Raw genomic sequence first — 17,465 nt, 5'->3', positions numbered from 1 at the left:
ACCACTTTGTTCATTTGGTCATATTTTATAATAATAAAAGGATTATCTTAATTTGACAATCCTTTTAATAAATAAAGTTCAAATAATTCTGCGATTTTTTCTTTTTCTAGCGGTTCATGATTTTTTTCCCAATCAAAAATAAGCGATACGTATAAGCGAAGCATAATAAATGCTGTAATTTCTGGATCACATTTGCTAATCTCACCTTTTTCAATCGCAATCTTTAAATACGATTGAATGACAGAAACGATTTCCACATCTACTTGTTGCATCACTTCTTGTACTTCTTTCGTTCCCATATCACGCTCTTCTTGAATTAACTTAATCATGAGCTGATGTTCTTTTCTGAATTCTAATATGCTATATAATGCTCTATGTACATTTTCAAAAAATGAAACATCTGAACGAATTGCATTTTCTGCAACTTGTTTCATTTCTGTAATTAAATTAGAAATAATCTCACCAAATAGCTCTTCTTTATTTTTGAAAAAAGTATAAATCGTTCCTTTTCCTACATTCGCTAACTTCGCTACTTGATCCATCGTTGTTGCTTTATAACCGAACGCTGAAAAAGACTTTGTTGCAGCTTCAATAATAGAACGTTTTCGATCTATCGCCACATCGTCACCTCCAAAAATGACCAATTGGATAATATAGTCAATCAGTACATCTTTGATATTACCACACGCTTACATTCTAGACAAGTTCTCTTTTTTATTATTTCCAGTATAAAAAAATTCCAGTCAGTGTATATCATACTGTCCATAGTTTATCAGAAGAAAAGAGAAAAGGAAAAGGTGTTCTTAAGATATACAATTAAACCTTACTTAACAACAACAAATTTCCCTTTTTTCAAATAATCAAATAAAAAAACAAGAAAATCTTTACATTTAATAGTAATATAGAAAATAGACAAGTTTATCAAAATAGTGGAGGCTTTTTCAGTCATGATGCGTGCGCTTCGTTTAAATATAAAGCAAGCTTTTTGTAGTCGTATTTCTTTAATTATTATGTTTAGTGGATTCGTTCTTATTTGTATTTATCACTATTACTATGTAATTCGTTATTTAGGAGACGCAGCGAGTGGACCTATTTCAACAGATATAAAATGGATCGGATTTCGCGACAATGAAATGGATGTTTATTTATTATTAATGCCAGTTATTGCGAGTTTCCCCTTTAGTACAAGTTACAATTCGGATAAGTCAGATGGTTTTAAACCGTTTGTAAGTAAGGGGATTTCTTTATTTCCTTATTCAGTAATGAAATATATCGTTACGTTTTTTTGCGGAGGATTTCTTTATACATTTCCATTCATCTTATCGTTATTATTTTGCAAATTAACCATTCCAGACGGAACACCTACGATTGGTTCAGGCATCATAAATGCTGATGGAATGTTCGCAAACCTATATTTCGATGCGCCTCTCACTTACATTACTGTATATATCGGAATTAATTTTTTATTTGCAGGTTTAATGGCCCTTTTAGGACTTGCTGCATCTGTATGGTCACAAAAGGACTATATGGCAATTCTCTTTCCATTTGCAGTTGCCTCCATTCCTTACGTCCTGCTAAATACAATATTTCCTTCAATAGGCGGAGCACCTATTCATTTATATGATCCGAAACAACCATTGCAAGGCATGTCACCGTATATTTTAACGATGCAATGTGCTTTCTTCCTTCTCGTTAGCTTATTTATGTATATACAAGGAGTAAAGCGGGATAGAAAAAAATATAGAAGAAGACTGCAAAAAAGAGATCGGTGTAGAAAAGCGCTTCAAGCAATTTCGGACTAAATAATTGAACGAATAAGAGCGTAATTCCCTAAGTTAGCTTAGAGAATTACGCTCTTATTCTCATTTACATTTATCAATCGTATAATCATCTCCCCTTTACGGCGTACCTGCCAATCCCCATAAAATAACGACCGCCGCAAAATAAATCGCTTTAATACCTACAACTGAACATAATAAAATAATTGCATATGTACTTAATTCTCTTCTTGCACCTATTAAAGTAAAAATGACTGCCAAACTAAACGTTACATAGGACGATGCTGTATGTATTAAGTTATATGTAATATCCAAATTTTGAGTAAGTCCTGTTACCTCCGCTACAAATTGGAGCATGACGATTGTACAAAACAAAATTGCAAGCTGATTCATTAATTTTCCATTTAACCACGCTTGCATCTTTAACCTCCTCATTACAAAAAGCTGAATTTTTAATTAATTTTAACATGATTTTTACAGAAAAAGAACGCTCAGTATATCTCTAAGCGTTCTTTCATGACTATTTAAGAAGCTTTCTTCAAATCAATTTGAGCAAGTACTGGATCGTGGTCACTTACACGTCCCTGTTCTTTCATAATGTTTGAGTTTAAGTGTACTGGATCTACAATTGTGTGTGGTGCGATGTTGTTTGTTACTAAAATATGATCTAACACTTGTGCATTTCCTTCATGAATGTACGTGTAGCGGTTCTCTTTCGGCACTGTGTTTAACATATTTTTCAAGATTGTTCCTTCTAGTGCTTTTAGTGGTTTAGCAAACTCAAAATCGTTCATATCTCCTAACACAACAACTGGTGCATTCGTGTTCTTTTTCTGAATTCCTTGTACGAATTGATTTACTTCTTGCGCTAACTGAATTCGTTTTTCTTCACTCTTTAATACGAGCGGCTGCACTTTTCCAAATGGCGTTGCATCTCCTATTTTTGAGTTTAAGTGATTTGCAACGACAACAACGTTTTGTCCTTGGAACGTAAATTCTGCTGCAAGCGGTTTACGTGTACTTTCAAATAATGGATTTTCGTCTCCAATGCGAACGACATTTTTATCAAGTAACTTCGGTACTGCTGCTAATTTCACGCGTGATGGGTTGTAGAAGAAACCGACGCGAATATTCGCTCCTGGTGCTCCTCCGTCTAGATTATTATTCGGAGCAATTTCTACATACTCATACTTTGGTCCACGAATTTCTAGAACTGCATCAATGATACGTTTTGCGCTTAAAGAAGCATCTGTTGTACCGTCATTAATCGTTCCGTTATTATCTTGCATTTCCTCTACACCGATAATATCTGGCATTTTTAAGTTGTATTTAATAGAATACGCTAACGCTTTTACTTTTTCATCTGTTGTTTCTTTTTTATTCGCCGAGAAGTTTTCAATGTTATATGTAGCAACTGTTAACTTATCAAGACGAGGCTGAATATTCGCGCCTACTTGCTTAAATCCACCTTCCACTACAGATGGTAATTCCGTTATTGGCGAAATGCGGAACGAACCGTAATCATATCCGACTACCCCTGTTATATCTCCAGTGAAAGTATCTCCTACTTTTGCTACATAATCACGAGGTACTTTTACAGAAAGACGCTCTGGGTTTAATTGATTTTCATCTAATACAGGTGTGCCGTATTTCGTTACGACTTTATTTCCGCCATTTTTTACTGTTACATATAAATTTCCGTTTTTCTGAGGTGCAATAATTTTTGGCGTTGGCATCGTAACGCGCATACCTTCTATACTTTCATAAAAGTCGATTGCATCTTCATTTGGATCAAATAAACCGAATGCATCATTATCGATAATTTGATCAGGGATTTTCACACCGTTTTCTCCAAGTACAATCGGTGCTGGTAAAGGTTGATCTTTTGCGATTACAGCAACGCAGCTCGCTTTAATTTCCGTCGTCGTTAAATCTGTGTCAAACCTTTCTGCATACCCAGGTCCAACATATTCTTCTACTTCTCCATCAACTTGAATAAGATCTCCTACCGCTACATTCGCATCTTTTTTGTATACGTACATACCTTCTGACGTAGCTGGATCATTATCCGGCTGGTTATCTTCTATATAAAAACCATTTTTATCAAGTGCTGTTACAACGCCTTCCACATTGTATACTTTCTTCCCTTTGTAAGGAGAAATATGTGATTTTCCTTGAATATCATGAATACGAACCTGTTCATTGTTTACGATAGTAAATGAAAATGTTGAAATCGCTGAAGAAGTAAACCCTTCTTTCTCTGCGATTGCTTTAATCACACTATTTTCATTCACCACAATTTGTCCGTTATAACGAACACTCTTATTTGTAGGGTTAGAGCCATCTAACGTATAGTAGATTGTTGCTCCTTCTGTATTCGTTGTTAATGTTACCGCTGTTCCCTTCGCAACTTCTCCACTACCAGGCGAAGCTACTACATCGCTAACACGGTTTTGTCCTTCCCCTTGAAACTTATGAGCTGTTACCGATTTTAAACCTGGGCTACTAAAATATAATTCAAGCGTCCCTGTTAAACTAACTTTCTTCCCGATATTTTCAGGATGATCTTTCACGTTTACTGCCGCTCTCACATCACCCTTTGGCAACTGAACAGGCATGATTTTGTCTGGATTCGTTTCAGTTGGCGAATCCGCAATTGCTACGTTTGTATCATCAAACTTAGCAGGATCTTTCGTGTATTTAGAAGGACTTTGCGTATATCCAACGATGTATCCTTCCACTGTCCCCTTCGTTTTCCCTTGCTGCTTAAATACTTGAATTGCTTTTTCTACTGACATAGAAGTATTTTCTTCTGCCTGCACTAAAGTTCCAGTAAATGAAAGCAATAGCAATAATGATAAAAAGACACTTAACAATTTCTTCACAGCCATTTTCCTCTCCCTATTTCATATTTTCTCAGCATTTCTATCATAACAAATGATTCGTTATATAGAATGCTATTTCGACAAGTTTTACAAAAAATTTATTTAATTTACAAGCTTTCAAACTATAATACAAAATAATAATTTTACACCTTCTACGAATGCGACCTATAATAGTAGAGAGAGAAAACAGAAAATATCGAAATTTCATTGGCATGTAAAATGGATTCATTTGAATAGGAGTGATTGGATGGAAGTGCAAACAGAAACATACCGCGCAGCTATGAATGGAACATTAGAACGTCATTTTTCAGATATGATTGCCGTTATACCAACTAGAATTACGATTGAACAGTTAAAACAGCGGCTAGAGACTATCTCTACTAAAGTGGATGAATTAAAAATTGTTTACAGTGATGAGACAAGCCTTATTGTTGAGTTACATATGGATGAAACAATCATACCGTATGAACTGCATATTGATGAAACGAGCGATCCAGAAGAATATAAAATGTACAATAGACAAGATTCTACAATCGTAGATCGTAATTTTGAAGATGCTGCTTATGGCACTGAAATTTTCACTCGTACGCTATTTGTAGGCGATGTGCTGGACTGCTTTTTCCAGCAGTTACAGTTTTTATGGAACCTCGCTCCAGACTTGTTATTTGTAATCGATTCAAGTGCAGCAATGAAAGTAATATCTAGAAGCTATATTGAATATCACGTTGAAAATGAATTATTACCTGACATTCCTGACTTGTACGTTATTCATTCTGTTTATGAAGACGATAAAGACGGTGAGCCTACGCAATATTGGTTTCATACACATGGCCTTTTAAGAGCAGGCGTAACGGAAATAGAATTAATTATTCCAAATCGCATTTCTTCCTACTACGGCATTGGTGACCTCTTTCAAACATTTGCTAATAATACCGTTGAGAATGGCCAAGTCCCTATGAATGAGCCTATCGTTATCGCGCATAGTCAGCAAGGTTCTATACATACAGTAGCTGTTCCATGGGAGAAAGGCTTATCTTATATTGGGCATAAAACGAGTATAGATCAATTATCTTCAATTGAGAATGAAGAAGTGAAGCTACAACCAATAGATGCACAAAACACATTCTTAGGCGGGATGGATGACCGAGATGAATACCATCAATCGCCATCTGTTCTCTTGTTCAAATTTGATACTTCAGAAGAATGTATCGAAAGCTTTTTCAAAGAACACGAGGAAGCTACAGGGCTCATGTTTTATAAAACAAATAGTGAAACGGCTCGTATGGCTTACAATGCGAAGAATACTTTCGGGTATTTCAGCAACATTTTTCAAATTGAACAATCAAATGAAGATTTTCGTTTTCTCGCTAAGTTTGGTGTTTCCTATGAAGAGGGGAAAAGCGAACATATGTGGTTTGAAATGCAACATATTACAGAAGACCTTATTCAAGGAATACTCATTAATGAACCATATTTTATAGAAGATATGAGCGAAGGAAATTCTTATCATTTAGATTTTGATGACTTAACAGAATGGGTTATTTATGCTGGTGATGCTGTTATAAAGCCAAATAACTTATATATGTTTATTGGCGAATAAATATTTTATATAACAAACAAAACGCCTTCAATACGATTGAAGGCGTTTCTTATATTTTATTGTGCGATTAATTCAGCATCCATTACTTTCTCCAAATGAGATAATACACGCTTTGCAGCCCTCTCACCTTGATCAATACAGTCTGGAAGACCAGAACCAGCGTAAGAACTACCTGCCAAGTATATTCCTGGCAACTCTTTTTCCATAAATATTGTGAGTTTCTTCATTCGCTCGTTATGACCTACTGTATATTGGGGCATGGCTTCTTTCCAGCGGCTTACGACTGTAAACCCTGGATCCTCTGTAATATCCATCGTCTTTCGTAAGTCTTCTAGTACAAGCCTAACAAGTTCCTCTTCTGTTTGTTCTACAACTGCTTCATCACCAGGGCGTCCAACGTAACACCTAAGAAGCGTTTTTCCTTCTGGCGTTGTGTGTGGCCATTTTTTATGTGTCCACGTACATGCTGTAATTGTGTAGTCGCTATTTCGAGATACGACAAATCCTGTACCATCAATATCGCGCTGAATGGCTGATTTCGGGTAAGCCATTGCCACATTCGCAACTGATGTGGACGGAATGTTGCGGAAGAAACGAAACTGCTTGTACTGCGCGAACATAGATGGCAATACTTTATGTGATGTTGCCACTACGACCGCGTCCGCTTCTATTTCTTTTCCGTTACTAAGAGTAATCGTATAGCCATCACCAAGTTTTGCAATTTTTTCAATGCGTGTTCCCTTTATTATCGTACCTTCATGCATCTTCAATTCGAGAGATTCTACGATAGATTCTAAGCCTGTTTTCACTGTTTGGAAGATTCCTTTTTTCGGTTCAGATGTCTCTTTTTTCGGGGCAAGTGTACGCATACCGAGTGAAATACTGCGATGCTTCTGCTCAATTTGATACATTTGCGGGAATGTTGACATTAAGCTCATTTCATCAATATCCCCTGCATAAATACCCGATAGTAATGGTTCTATTAAATTTTCAACCACTTCGTTTCCGAGGCGATGTCTGAAAAACTGCCCGAGTGATTGGTCAGATACTGGTTTTGATCTCGGCATTAACAGATCAAAACCAGCTCTTAGTTTACCAATTGGAGAGAACAGCCTGGAAAATAGAAACGGCGTAATTTGCGTTGGAATTCCCATCATCGATCCGCTCGGCATTTTATGTAACCGATTGTTTACGAGGATAAATGATTGACCGGCCTTATTATTTACAAGTTCATCGCCAAGACCTAATTCTCGCGCTAATCTAGCTGCACTTTCTTTTCGTGCTAAGAAAGAATCCGGCCCGCGTTCAATTGTAAATCCATCTTTTCGAACGGTTTGAATTTTCCCGCCAAGTTTACCCGATGCTTCTATCAGTAATGTATCGATCGGCAAGTTCTTGTCATGAATATCTTTTTGTAAGTTATACATTGTTGTTAATCCTGTGATGCCACCGCCGATGACTACAACTTTTTTCCTCAAGCATGCTCCCCCTTTCTTTTTACAATACAGATTCTTTTTTCTTTAATACAACATCTGTTAAGCAATCAATAAATGCGTCCGATGCATTTGGCATTTCTGGACGATAATATTTCGCTCCAATTTCATCTGTCACAACTTTACACTCAAAGTCGTTGTCATATAAAACTTCTAAATGTTCCGCAACAAATCCAACTGGTGCGTATACGAATGAAGTATAACCGTACTTTTCATTTAGTTCTCTCGTTAAATCTTGTACATCTGGACCAATCCAAGGATCTGGCGTGTTTCCTGCACTTTGCCAACCTACTGCATAGTTTGCTACTTCAGCACCTCTTGCAATATAGTCAGCTGTTTCATTTAATTGGTCTGGATATGGATCGCCAAGTGCGATAATTTTTTCTGGTAAGCTATGTGCAGATACGATTAATACTGCTTTTTCACGCTCTGCTTCTGCCATACTATTATATATACCTTTCACTGCATCAACCCAGTACTGGATGAATTTCGGTTCTTTATACCAGCTATCAATGCCGTGAATTGTTAAGTTTCCAAGTTTCTCAGCTTCTTCTTGTGCTCGTCCTACATACGATTTCACGCTAAATGTAGAATAGTGCGGCGCAAGAACAAGTGCGATTGCATCTTGTATACCGTCGTTATGCATATCTTTCACTGCATCTTCAATGAACGGTTCGATATGTTTTAAGCCAAGATACATATGGTACTCTACTTCATCTTGTACTTCATTTAAACGCTGTTCTAACTTTTTAGCTTGCTCTAATGTAATAGTAGCTAAAGGAGAAATACCACCAATTGCACGGTAACGCTCTGTTAAATCTTCTAGCATTTCAGGACTTGGCTTTCTTCCTCTGCGAATATGTGTATAGTAACGTTCAATATCTTCTTCTTTATATGGCGTTCCGTATGCCATTACAAGCAAACCAATTTTCTTTTTCATACAGCAATTCTCCTTTACTTCGCTAACTGCCCTTTAGAGTATTCATGAATAAATGTAGTTAAACGTTTTAATGTATCTGGATTTACTTCTGGGAATACACCGTGTCCTAAGTTAAAGATATAACCAGGCTGTTTCATCCCTTGATCTAAAATACCTTTTACATGTTCTTCAATAACAGACCATGGTGCAAGTAAGAATGAAGGGTCCATATTTCCTTGTACCGCCTTATGAACGCCGCGTGCGCGTGCCTCTTCAATCGGTAAGCGCCAATCTAAGCCTACTACATCAAGCGGTAAGTCGTGCCATTCATTTACTAAGTGTGCAGCTCCTACGCCGTGCATAATCATCGGTACACCCATCGGACGAACTTCTGCAAAAATACGCTCCATTGCTGGTTTAATAAATACGCGGTAATCTGCTACATTTACTGTTCCAACCCAAGAATCGAAAATTTGAACAGCTTTTGCTCCTGCGTTAATTTGCGCTTTTAAATATGTAATAACCATATCTGCTAGCTTATCCATTAAAGCGAACCAAGCTTTCGGCTCTGCATACATGAACGCTTTCGTATTATGATAATTACGAGATGGACCGCCTTCAATCATATAGCTCGCTAATGTAAATGGAGCCCCTGAAAAACCGATTAACGGTACGTCTAACATTTCTGTCGTTAATAAACGAATCGTATCTAATATGTACGGTACGTCATCTTCTGGATTGATTTCCCCTAGTTTTTCTACGTCTTGTAAAGAACGAATTGGATTATCAATAACTGGGCCAATACCTGATTTAATTTCTACATCCACACCAATTGCAGGTAGTGGTGACATAATATCTTTATAAAGAATTGCTGCGTCTACGTTATATTGATCAACCGGCAACTTTGTAACGTAAGCACATAACTCTGGATTATGTGTAATTTCAAATAAAGAATACTTTTCTTTTATCTTTCTATATTCCGGCTGCGAACGACCTGCTTGACGCATATACCATGCTGGTACATAATCAGTACGTTCCCCCCTACATGCTTTTAAAAATGTCTCATTTATAGTTCTTACCAAGACCCTTGCTCCCTTCCTTGCCAATGCTTTTGCTCTAAATACGTTCTATTCCGATATTTATCTTTTTTTACTATACAGCTTGTAAAAACAAAATGCATAACATTATGTACGTTGTTCATGAAATTGACACAAACATTCGTAAAACCGCTTACTATTTTCACAACATTCTTATTATAGCACAGAGAAAAACTATGGTTTAGCTACTTTTGACTTTTCCCCTTCGCGATTCGTTTGTGTGTTATATGGTACAACGTAAAAACTCGGTTTTGAAAAGATGTTAACGAACTTTTCCTCATATTCCCCGTCACCATTTACAGTGCCTACATGCGTATGAACTCCGTTTTCCACTCTATAAATACGATACATAATTCTTTCATCTGGAAGTGGTGTCCAGCTTAATTTTGCTTTAAATAAACCGAAAGGGCTAAACGCTAATTTCACTTTCACATCTTCAATCTTGCGCAAACGAATCGGAGCACCGATTGTTTCCACACCTTCTGGTTTCATAAACTGCTCTTTCTGTTCTACATTTGCCTTCGTTAAAATTTTCTTAAACAATTTCGTTGCTGACGCACTTTCTCCTTGCAACTGATGCTCTTTATCCGTACGGTCATAACCAATCCAAACAGCACCTACTAAATTTGGCGTATAGCCAACGAACCACATATCTCTAGCTCCATTATCGTCATTTGGTAAGGAAGTTGTACCTGTTTTCCCAGCTAATGCACCGCTATATATGCCTGCTTTCGCTGTCCCTTCCTTCACAACCCCTTCTAACATTTTCGTCATATACCATGCCGTTTGTTTCGAGAAAATTTTCGTTTCTACTTTTGGCGATTCTCCAATGACTGCGCCGTGTCTATTTAACACTTTATCAATCACATGCGGCTCAATAATAGCGCCATTTGCTAAAAATGCACGATACATTTTCACAAGATCAAATGTTGAAACACCATTTTTCAGCCCGCCAAGTGCTGTACTTAAACCAGCATCGGCAATAGGAACATTTCCTTTCTCTAAATATTGCTTTCCTTCTTCTACCCCTAACTCATTTAATAAAGAAACTGCCGGTACATTTGCTGACTCTAAAATCGCATCATACATCGTCATTTCTTTCGTATATTGACGATTGTAATTTCGAGGTTCATAACCTTCAAAAGAAGTTTTTTCATTCGTTAATAAAGAATACGGATTATATTTTTTCGTTTCGAGTGCTGGTGCATAGACAATCAGTGGTTTTAGCACAGAACCGGGCTGTCTTTTTGCAAAAACACGATTAAACCCTCTCGGGACGTACTTTCTTCCACCAATCGCCGCTTTAATTCCGCCCGTACGATTATCCATTAATAAAAAAGCACCTTGCGCCCCCTCTTCTTTACCAGGGAAATTCCTCGCATCTTGAAACTGGTTATACGCTACCTTTTGAACTTTTTCATCCATCGGAACGACAAACGTATATCCTCCGCGAAGTACTTCTTGATGAGACAATCCGTATAAACGAGCTGCTTCATCTATAACCATATCAATATACGGCATATATGCGAGTTCATTCTCATCTAAGTTTTTGTAAAGAGCAATGGTCTTTCCTTGATAACGTACGCTCTCTTCGGCAGTCAAATAGCCTTGTTTATGCATCAGTGACAATACGAGATCACGGCGCTCCTTGCTCTTCTCTGGAGAGAAATAAGGTGAATATCCATTTGGTGACTTCGGAAGACCTGCAAGCATTGCTCCTTCTTCTACTGTTAAATCTTCTACATTTTTATTAAAATACAACTTTGCTGCTGCTTGAATACCGTAAGCTCCATGGCCAAAATAAATATGATTCATATACATTTCAAGAATTTGTTGCTTCGTATATTTTTGCTCTAATTGAAGGGAAATTGCGACTTCCTTCAATTTACGCGTAACTGTTTTTTCACGAGTTAAAAAGACGTTTTTCGCTAGTTGCTGTGTAATGGTACTACCGCCTTCGACCTTCTCTCCAGCTAACGTATCTTTATAAAGAGCACGGAATATAGACGGGTAATCAATTCCTTGATGCTCATAAAAACGAGAATCTTCCACCGCAATAAACGCCTGCTGGACATGCTTTGGAATTTGCTCTACTGGTACGAGATCTCTATTTTCTACATATAATTTCGTAATCTCTTTCCCTTTCTGGTCAACGATACGTGATGAAGAGTGGAAAACGAGCTGCTTTTCATCCATCATATAGCCACCAGCTAACACAATAAGTTTATAAAGTACAATCGCTAATACTAGCGTTGCGAATCCACCTAATAAAGTCCACTTTACTTTCTTCATACATCGGCCTTCTTTCCAAATGATGGTACATTTATTATTTGAAAAAGAAGTATCTTTATGTATATAATCTTCGAAGTTTTTTAAGAGAGTTGATATAATAGAAACAAATAATTAAGGGGGCATTAAAATGAAGGCTATTATTTCATACGAAACACCTCTAGAACAAGCACATTTCACTGCAAAAAATAATGAAAAAGATATGTTTTATAAAGAAAATACAGAAGAATCAGTAGAATCAGCGCTTCAATATGACGTACTAGACGCTGTTGGCGAATTTAAAGGACAACCTGGCTATATCGTTTGTAACAACATTTCTGTAACAGACGAAGGTCGCCCAGTATTTGAAAACCGATTTAAAAACCGAGCAGGCCTTATTGAAAACGAACCTGGCTTCCAAGCAATCCGTGTTCTACGCCCATTAAGTAACGATACATATGTCATCTTAACGATGTGGGAAACGGAGCAAAACTTTAAAGACTGGACAGAATCACGTTCATTCGAAAATGCTCATAAAAAACGCCCTGCACAAGCAGAAGGACAAGCTCAGGCGCATCCACATGCGGAACAGCAGAAAAGTATTTTCTCTCGTCCGTCATTTGTGACTACTTTTGATGTGTTAGTTTAAGTTTTTGAGTTCGGAGTTTGAAGACCACGGTATGTGAAATTATATCAACGATTTTCCGAATATATCTATCATATCTTTGAATATATCAACGATTTTTTCAATATATCGACGATTCGACAAAGAATATCGACTTATCGACAAATGACGACATAAAAAAGGAAACACCGTTACACGCCGGTGTTTCCTTTTTCTTTGTACCAATTATATATACGAAGCGCATCTTCTTTTTGCATATGCTTCACTTTGTAAAGATGCCCCGCTACCGATACCACTGCTGTACATAGCTCGTCTTTCTTTTGAAAATGCGACTGACCATATCCTACTGCTTGAACATGTCTTCTTCGCATAATTCCTGTATATTTCGCAAGACCACGGTATACCATGACTAACTGATTGTCTCGTATCATATATCCGCCACTTGTATACCGAGCGTATGCAAGCAACGTAAATATGATAAATAGTGGTATTAAAGTGAACAACGCAATATTTTGTTTGAAATATATACTCGTACCGATGATCGGCAGTGCGAGCACAGCACTTGTAATCCAGCCCATTATTACGTAACGACGTAATGCAGCCTTCGGTAAATGAACGATTTCCTCTTCCATTTCATACGGTAACTGCAAATATGTAAGTAACTGCTGGACATCTTTCTTTTTCATAAAAGGATGTAACATAACTTCATTTCCAGCTGCTTCTATACTTTGAATGACTTCCACTTCGACAGAGCAATAACCGAAAGGCTGGCGGAGAATTCCTTCTTTCACAGTGATCGCTTGAATACGGTGTAATTTTAAAACAAACTCTTTCTTATCAAATAACCCTTGCACGATGCGAACTTCATTTCCGTTTCGCTCTATTTTAAAGTTCGCATATTTTAACGCATAGCCAGCTGTCGAAACGACCCACGAAACCGCCATTAAAATCGCAGCCATAACGATTAATTCATATACACCGTTATCCATCACATACGCTTCTACTTTATTGATGAGCCATTCTGGAAGAAATTGATTAAACTCTGTGTAAATAAGAAGTAATCCTGAAAACACTAATCCGAATCTACCAGACGTAATGGAAGCTGCTAAAATCTCTTTCATCGTTAACTGATAAATCGTCTTACTTTCTTCTGCCATGGGCACTTCTTCACTCGCAGCGCTTCTTTTTTTATTTAATAAGGCAATTAGTTCCTTCGCTTCATCTTCTCTAATACCAGCTAACATCACTTCTGGCTCACTACCGCCGCCCGCTACTTCAATATTTAATTTCGTCAATCCAAGCACTTGATAGATGATGTTAGAAGATGTACTAATATTTTGCACACGTTCTTTATTTAAATAGCTTTCTTTCTTAACGAACACACCATGCTTTATATGTACAATATTATTTTCAACCCAGTACACTTTGAAATACCATTTTATAGCTGAGAAAATTGCCATAATGAATAATACAAACAAAAGAACAAGGTGTAAGAAATACCAAGGTTCTACTTGACCATCTGATCGAAATAAAACAAGTAAAATAAAAGGCAATAAACCCGCAATTCGAATACCTAATAAAATTGTGATCGGATGTTGCCTCTTATACATCCTCATCACTCACTTTCGCAAGTTCTCCAATTTGTCTTTTCAGCTGCTCTGCTTCTTCTTTCGTTAAGCCTGGAATACTATGAGAAGTTGCCGCTGTTGAAATATGTAATTCTGCTAAATTATACTTTCTCATAATCGGGCCCTGTTCAATCGTTACGTGCTGCACACGGATCATCGGAATGAGTACGCGTTTTACAACGAACATTCCCTTTTGAATCTCAATCTCTTCTTCATTTAATCTGTAACTATAATAACGTTGACGTAAATTTGGAAACACAAAATAATCAAGCGGGATAAATGTAATAGCACCTGTTACTAACAAGCCAAACAACCAACCCCACCAATTAAAATTGATCATAAAAAAGAAATATGCAATTACGACTGCTAGTATAACTGCCGCCCCAATTAAAGCGTGAATTCTCCACACTTTCAGCATATTAGAATGAATCTCTCTTTCTAACGGCTGCATCTCATCACTCCAATTATATAAATTTATTAATTATATATTAGTTGGTATATACATATTTGTAAAATTATCCCGCGTTAACGGGCAGTAAAACTCCCCAAAAATTTCAGCTGGAGCAAAGAAGTTAGGTGGACGATCAACTGCCCGTAAACGTCCGATTGATTCAACTAATAATCAGTGGGGATGAATCCCCCACTGATTAAAGTTTCACTTTATAGTTTTCTACATCGTATCCATTACTTCTTTAAAATTCCCTTCATTAATAGAATACACTTGAAACTGAATGTAATCTATTTCATTCGTATTCGGACGGGCATATGGCAAAATGTTAAATTTAGAAGCAGATCTTCCTAACATATCTACAATCATTAGAGAAACGTCAATATATTCGAAATCTACACGGAATACTACTGCTTCTTCCGTAAATTCATAATCTTTAATCGCATCATAAGACTTATTCGCACTAATTAACATCACTTTTAATAGTTGGTTCAAATTTTCTGGTTTAAAATTAATCATATACGCAGCTCCTTTTTTTAATAAAACACTATGAAAACAGTGTAATCTTACACTTTCATAGCTTTACACTTCAATTATATAAAAAATAAAGCTAGTTTTTTATAAATTTTTTGATATAATTACATACGGGAAACGGGAAGAATTTTGTCTTCCCTTGTGTTTTTATTTGCATCTAGTACTTTTGCTAGATGCCTTTTTTTATGCTAAAAAGGTACCCTCATATACTTTGAGGATACCTTTTTCATCGATTTAGTGCAGTTCAATAATTGTACCATCTTCGAATACTTTGAATACGCCAGTAAATCCTGATCCAGCTGCGCCTTCTATTTTATATGTCGTACGCACTCTAATTTTATAATATTTCTTTCCATTTTCTACTTGTGTATCTTCTAGTGTGTAATCATATTCTTCTTTATATTCATTTTTGATATATTCTTTAGCTTTCTCAAAAGTAAATGCATTTTGATTCTTTCCTGTCTCTACTTTTTGGTTCTTTTCTGTTACTACCTTCTGATTTTTTTCTGCCTCATTTTTTTCGTTCTTTTCTGTTGCTACCTTTTGATTCGTTACTACATTTGTTTTTTGTACCTTCGCTGCTACTTCACTCTTTGCATTTTTTTCTTCTTCATTCATTTTAGTAACTAATCCTACTGCTTTTTTATTATATTCTTCAAGGTTCTTATTATCTTTTGTTTCTGCAACTAACTTATTTAACATCTCTTTCGCTTTTGCATAATTTTTCTTACTTATTAACTCTTCACTTTTCGTCAGTTGCTCACTATACTTCTTTTTTTGTTCTAACACAGCTAGTAATGCTGTTCGTTCTTCCTTTGCCTGCTTTATAAGTGTATTATTCCCATCCTTCATGTTCTCTACTTTTTCAAATGACTTGATTGATTCTTCTACCTTTGTTTCTTCTTTTAACTTCACTGCTTCAATCATTATTTTCGTTTGTTCTACAAGCACCATTACATCTGAATCGTCTTGTTTCTCATCTAGCGCTTTTTCAAATGATGATAAGGCATTTTTATATTCTTTATTCGTTAACGCGGTCTTCCCTGCATCCATTTCTTTTTCAAAATTCCCATTACTACATCCAGCTAACATTAAAAATGTAATTCCAATTACCGTTAATAACTTCCTCATTCTTTCTCCCCCTATGTGTTCCTAAAACAATAACAGCATATGTATAAAAGTCTGTGTAGTAATTAGACTGAAAGTAAATATGTACTGTACATTTCATTTACTATCATTACTTAAAACACCTAAATAGTTGGTATTTGTTTTTCTTCTTTTAAGACAGAAAGGAATTTTAATAATGTGCGTAAAGCTCTCACCAGACTCTTTACTACACACACTCTTATACACATAGAAAAACTATTTTTAGGTTGCTATTTTTTTAGCTTTACATATTCTCGGTTGTTTGGCTACGAACCTCATTCTGTAACATACCGAAAAACAAAAGAAAACAAACCGTAACATAAGTTACCGTTTGTAACTTTCTTGTAACACAAATGTAACATAAGGTTTTTGAATATACAATAGTTTTTTTACATTATTTTCCCCTATCTACATTTTAAGGTGTTAATACAGTGCTAAAACGAGTTTCATCTCCCACCTGCTATTGGACTATCATCCTTTGAATACTTTAGGAAAAAGCCCTCTTTCTTAAAGTACTCAAATTAATTACATAGATAACTCTTTTTTCACCCAAACATTACGAAGGCCTTTAACCTTTTATTTTCACATTAAATACATATAGCTATTTTTTGATATAACTATATTAAGAAAATAGGACGAACTTTTTCTTCCTTTTTGTTTCTATTTGCATCGAGTTCTTTTGCTAAATGTTTTTTTATGCCAAATAAAAAAGGTATCCTCCAATACTTTGAGGATACCTTTTCATTTTTATTATCTCTGCTGTTTTCTACCTAATACGAGCAATCCAAAACTCATCATAATAAGAAGTGCTCCCATATATGGTTCCACAGGCATTTTCTGTCCTGTCTTCGGTAATTCTTTTTCAGGCTTCTCTGGATCCGTCGTTTCTGATTTCTCTGGATCCGTTGTTTCTGGTTTCTCTGGATCCGTTGTTTCTGGTTTCTCTGGATCCGTCGTTTCTGGTTTCTCTGGGTCCGTTGTTTCTGGTGTATCCGGTTCTGTTCTTGAAAGAGAAACGGGGTGCGTGGTTGATGGGTGTTGGGG

15 protein-coding genes are annotated in these 17,465 nt (G+C 36.3%); 3 read left to right on the top strand and 12 right to left on the bottom strand.

Features of this window, described 5'->3' with window-relative positions; translation table 11 throughout:
- Nucleotides 1–47: 47 nt before the first annotated feature.
- Nucleotides 48–620 (bottom strand): TetR/AcrR family transcriptional regulator, encoded by a 573-nt coding sequence (locus JDS82_RS13465; RefSeq protein WP_000963378.1) that lies wholly within the window; start codon nt 618–620, stop codon nt 48–50.
- 327 nt (nt 621–947) lie between these two features.
- Here JDS82_RS13465 and JDS82_RS13460 point away from each other — a divergent pair, with 327 nt between their 5' ends.
- Complete coding sequence (locus JDS82_RS13460; protein WP_000984168.1) at nt 948–1,802, top strand: hypothetical protein; 855 nt, start codon at nt 948–950, stop codon at nt 1,800–1,802.
- A 96-nt stretch (nt 1,803–1,898) separates the two neighbouring features.
- On the opposite strand, the gene JDS82_RS13455 is transcribed toward JDS82_RS13460, so the two are convergent.
- Nucleotides 1,899–2,198, bottom strand: coding sequence for a hypothetical protein (locus tag JDS82_RS13455; RefSeq protein ID WP_001149501.1), 300 nt, complete (start codon nt 2,196–2,198; stop codon nt 1,899–1,901).
- A 104-nt stretch (nt 2,199–2,302) separates the two neighbouring features.
- Nucleotides 2,303–4,669, bottom strand: coding sequence for a DUF6359 domain-containing protein (locus JDS82_RS13450; RefSeq protein ID WP_199713441.1), 2,367 nt, complete (start codon nt 4,667–4,669; stop codon nt 2,303–2,305).
- 241 nt (nt 4,670–4,910) lie between these two features.
- Here JDS82_RS13450 and JDS82_RS13445 point away from each other — a divergent pair, with 241 nt between their 5' ends.
- Nucleotides 4,911–6,263 carry a DUF4026 domain-containing protein gene (locus JDS82_RS13445; protein WP_061672956.1) on the top strand — a complete coding sequence of 451 codons (1,353 nt, stop codon included), beginning with the start codon at nt 4,911–4,913 and terminating at the stop codon, nt 6,261–6,263.
- A gap of 56 nt (nt 6,264–6,319) precedes the next feature.
- Here the strand turns inward: JDS82_RS13445 and hemY are convergent, their stop codons facing one another.
- The 4 genes from hemY to JDS82_RS13425 all read right to left on the bottom strand — a co-directional run bounded on the left by hemY (nt 6,320) and on the right by JDS82_RS13425 (nt 12,064).
- Nucleotides 6,320–7,741, bottom strand: a complete 1,422-nt coding sequence (hemY, locus tag JDS82_RS13440) for a protoporphyrinogen oxidase (protein ID WP_199713440.1) — start codon at nt 7,739–7,741, stop codon at nt 6,320–6,322.
- Nucleotides 7,742–7,760: 19 nt separating this feature from the next.
- A complete protein-coding gene (gene hemH, locus JDS82_RS13435; RefSeq protein WP_088057549.1) occupies nt 7,761–8,696 on the bottom strand; it encodes a ferrochelatase in 936 nt (311 codons plus the stop codon).
- A gap of 14 nt (nt 8,697–8,710) precedes the next feature.
- A complete protein-coding gene (hemE, locus tag JDS82_RS13430) occupies nt 8,711–9,757 on the bottom strand; it encodes a uroporphyrinogen decarboxylase (protein WP_000252609.1) in 1,047 nt (348 codons plus the stop codon).
- Between the two features lie 189 nt (nt 9,758–9,946).
- The gene (locus JDS82_RS13425) at nt 9,947–12,064 is read right to left on the bottom strand and encodes a transglycosylase domain-containing protein (RefSeq protein WP_199713439.1); all 2,118 of its coding nucleotides are present in this window, start codon (nt 12,062–12,064) and stop codon (nt 9,947–9,949) included.
- Nucleotides 12,065–12,191: 127 nt separating this feature from the next.
- Here JDS82_RS13425 and hmoB point away from each other — a divergent pair, with 127 nt between their 5' ends.
- A complete protein-coding gene (hmoB, locus tag JDS82_RS13420) occupies nt 12,192–12,689 on the top strand; it encodes a heme-degrading monooxygenase HmoB (protein WP_000644083.1) in 498 nt (165 codons plus the stop codon).
- A 167-nt stretch (nt 12,690–12,856) separates the two neighbouring features.
- On the opposite strand, the gene JDS82_RS13415 is transcribed toward hmoB, so the two are convergent.
- From JDS82_RS13415 to JDS82_RS13395, 5 genes are all read right to left on the bottom strand, one after another.
- Nucleotides 12,857–14,275 carry a PH domain-containing protein gene (locus JDS82_RS13415; protein ID WP_199713438.1) on the bottom strand — a complete coding sequence of 473 codons (1,419 nt, stop codon included), beginning with the start codon at nt 14,273–14,275 and terminating at the stop codon, nt 12,857–12,859.
- Nucleotides 14,268–14,744 carry a PH domain-containing protein gene (locus tag JDS82_RS13410; protein ID WP_001182711.1) on the bottom strand — a complete coding sequence of 159 codons (477 nt, stop codon included), beginning with the start codon at nt 14,742–14,744 and terminating at the stop codon, nt 14,268–14,270. The genes JDS82_RS13415 and JDS82_RS13410 overlap by 8 nt, the downstream gene beginning before the upstream one ends.
- Before the next feature lie 219 nt (nt 14,745–14,963).
- Entirely contained in the window at nt 14,964–15,260 is a 297-nt protein-coding gene (locus JDS82_RS13405) for a hypothetical protein (RefSeq protein WP_048559633.1), read from the bottom strand.
- Between the two features lie 249 nt (nt 15,261–15,509).
- Nucleotides 15,510–16,406: a hypothetical protein gene (locus JDS82_RS13400; RefSeq protein WP_088112682.1), complete on the bottom strand. Its 897-nt coding sequence runs from the start codon at nt 16,404–16,406 to the stop codon at nt 15,510–15,512.
- Nucleotides 16,407–17,171: 765 nt separating this feature from the next.
- Nucleotides 17,172–17,465, bottom strand: a 294-nt coding sequence (locus JDS82_RS13395; RefSeq protein WP_199713437.1) for an LPXTG cell wall anchor domain-containing protein, incomplete at its 5' end; no start/stop codon positions are given.

It is taken from the genome of Bacillus cereus group sp. N14 (assembly GCF_016483555.1).
GTDB classification, from domain to species: domain Bacteria; phylum Bacillota; class Bacilli; order Bacillales; family Bacillaceae_G; genus Bacillus_A; species Bacillus_A wiedmannii.
This window is presented reverse-complemented; position numbering and strand designations above follow the sequence as displayed.

What these genes read in the sequence shown, in the direction of transcription:
- JDS82_RS13460 (WP_000984168.1), top strand. Translation starts at nt 948, where the DNA reads ATGATGCGTGCGCTTCGTTTAAATATAAAGCAAGCTTTTTGTAGTCGT.
- JDS82_RS13455 (WP_001149501.1), bottom strand. Translation starts at nt 2,198, where the DNA reads ATGCAAGCGTGGTTAAATGGAAAATTAATGAATCAGCTTGCAATTTTG.
- JDS82_RS13450 (WP_199713441.1), bottom strand. Translation starts at nt 4,669, where the DNA reads ATGGCTGTGAAGAAATTGTTAAGTGTCTTTTTATCATTATTGCTATTG.
- JDS82_RS13445 (WP_061672956.1), top strand. Translation starts at nt 4,911, where the DNA reads ATGGAAGTGCAAACAGAAACATACCGCGCAGCTATGAATGGAACATTA.
- hemH (WP_088057549.1), bottom strand. Translation starts at nt 8,696, where the DNA reads ATGAAAAAGAAAATTGGTTTGCTTGTAATGGCATACGGAACGCCATAT.
- JDS82_RS13425 (WP_199713439.1), bottom strand. Translation starts at nt 12,064, where the DNA reads ATGAAGAAAGTAAAGTGGACTTTATTAGGTGGATTCGCAACGCTAGTA.
- hmoB (WP_000644083.1), top strand. Translation starts at nt 12,192, where the DNA reads ATGAAGGCTATTATTTCATACGAAACACCTCTAGAACAAGCACATTTC.
- JDS82_RS13415 (WP_199713438.1), bottom strand. Translation starts at nt 14,275, where the DNA reads ATGTATAAGAGGCAACATCCGATCACAATTTTATTAGGTATTCGAATT.
- JDS82_RS13410 (WP_001182711.1), bottom strand. Translation starts at nt 14,744, where the DNA reads ATGCAGCCGTTAGAAAGAGAGATTCATTCTAATATGCTGAAAGTGTGG.
- JDS82_RS13405 (WP_048559633.1), bottom strand. Translation starts at nt 15,260, where the DNA reads ATGATTAATTTTAAACCAGAAAATTTGAACCAACTATTAAAAGTGATG.
- JDS82_RS13400 (WP_088112682.1), bottom strand. Translation starts at nt 16,406, where the DNA reads ATGAGGAAGTTATTAACGGTAATTGGAATTACATTTTTAATGTTAGCT.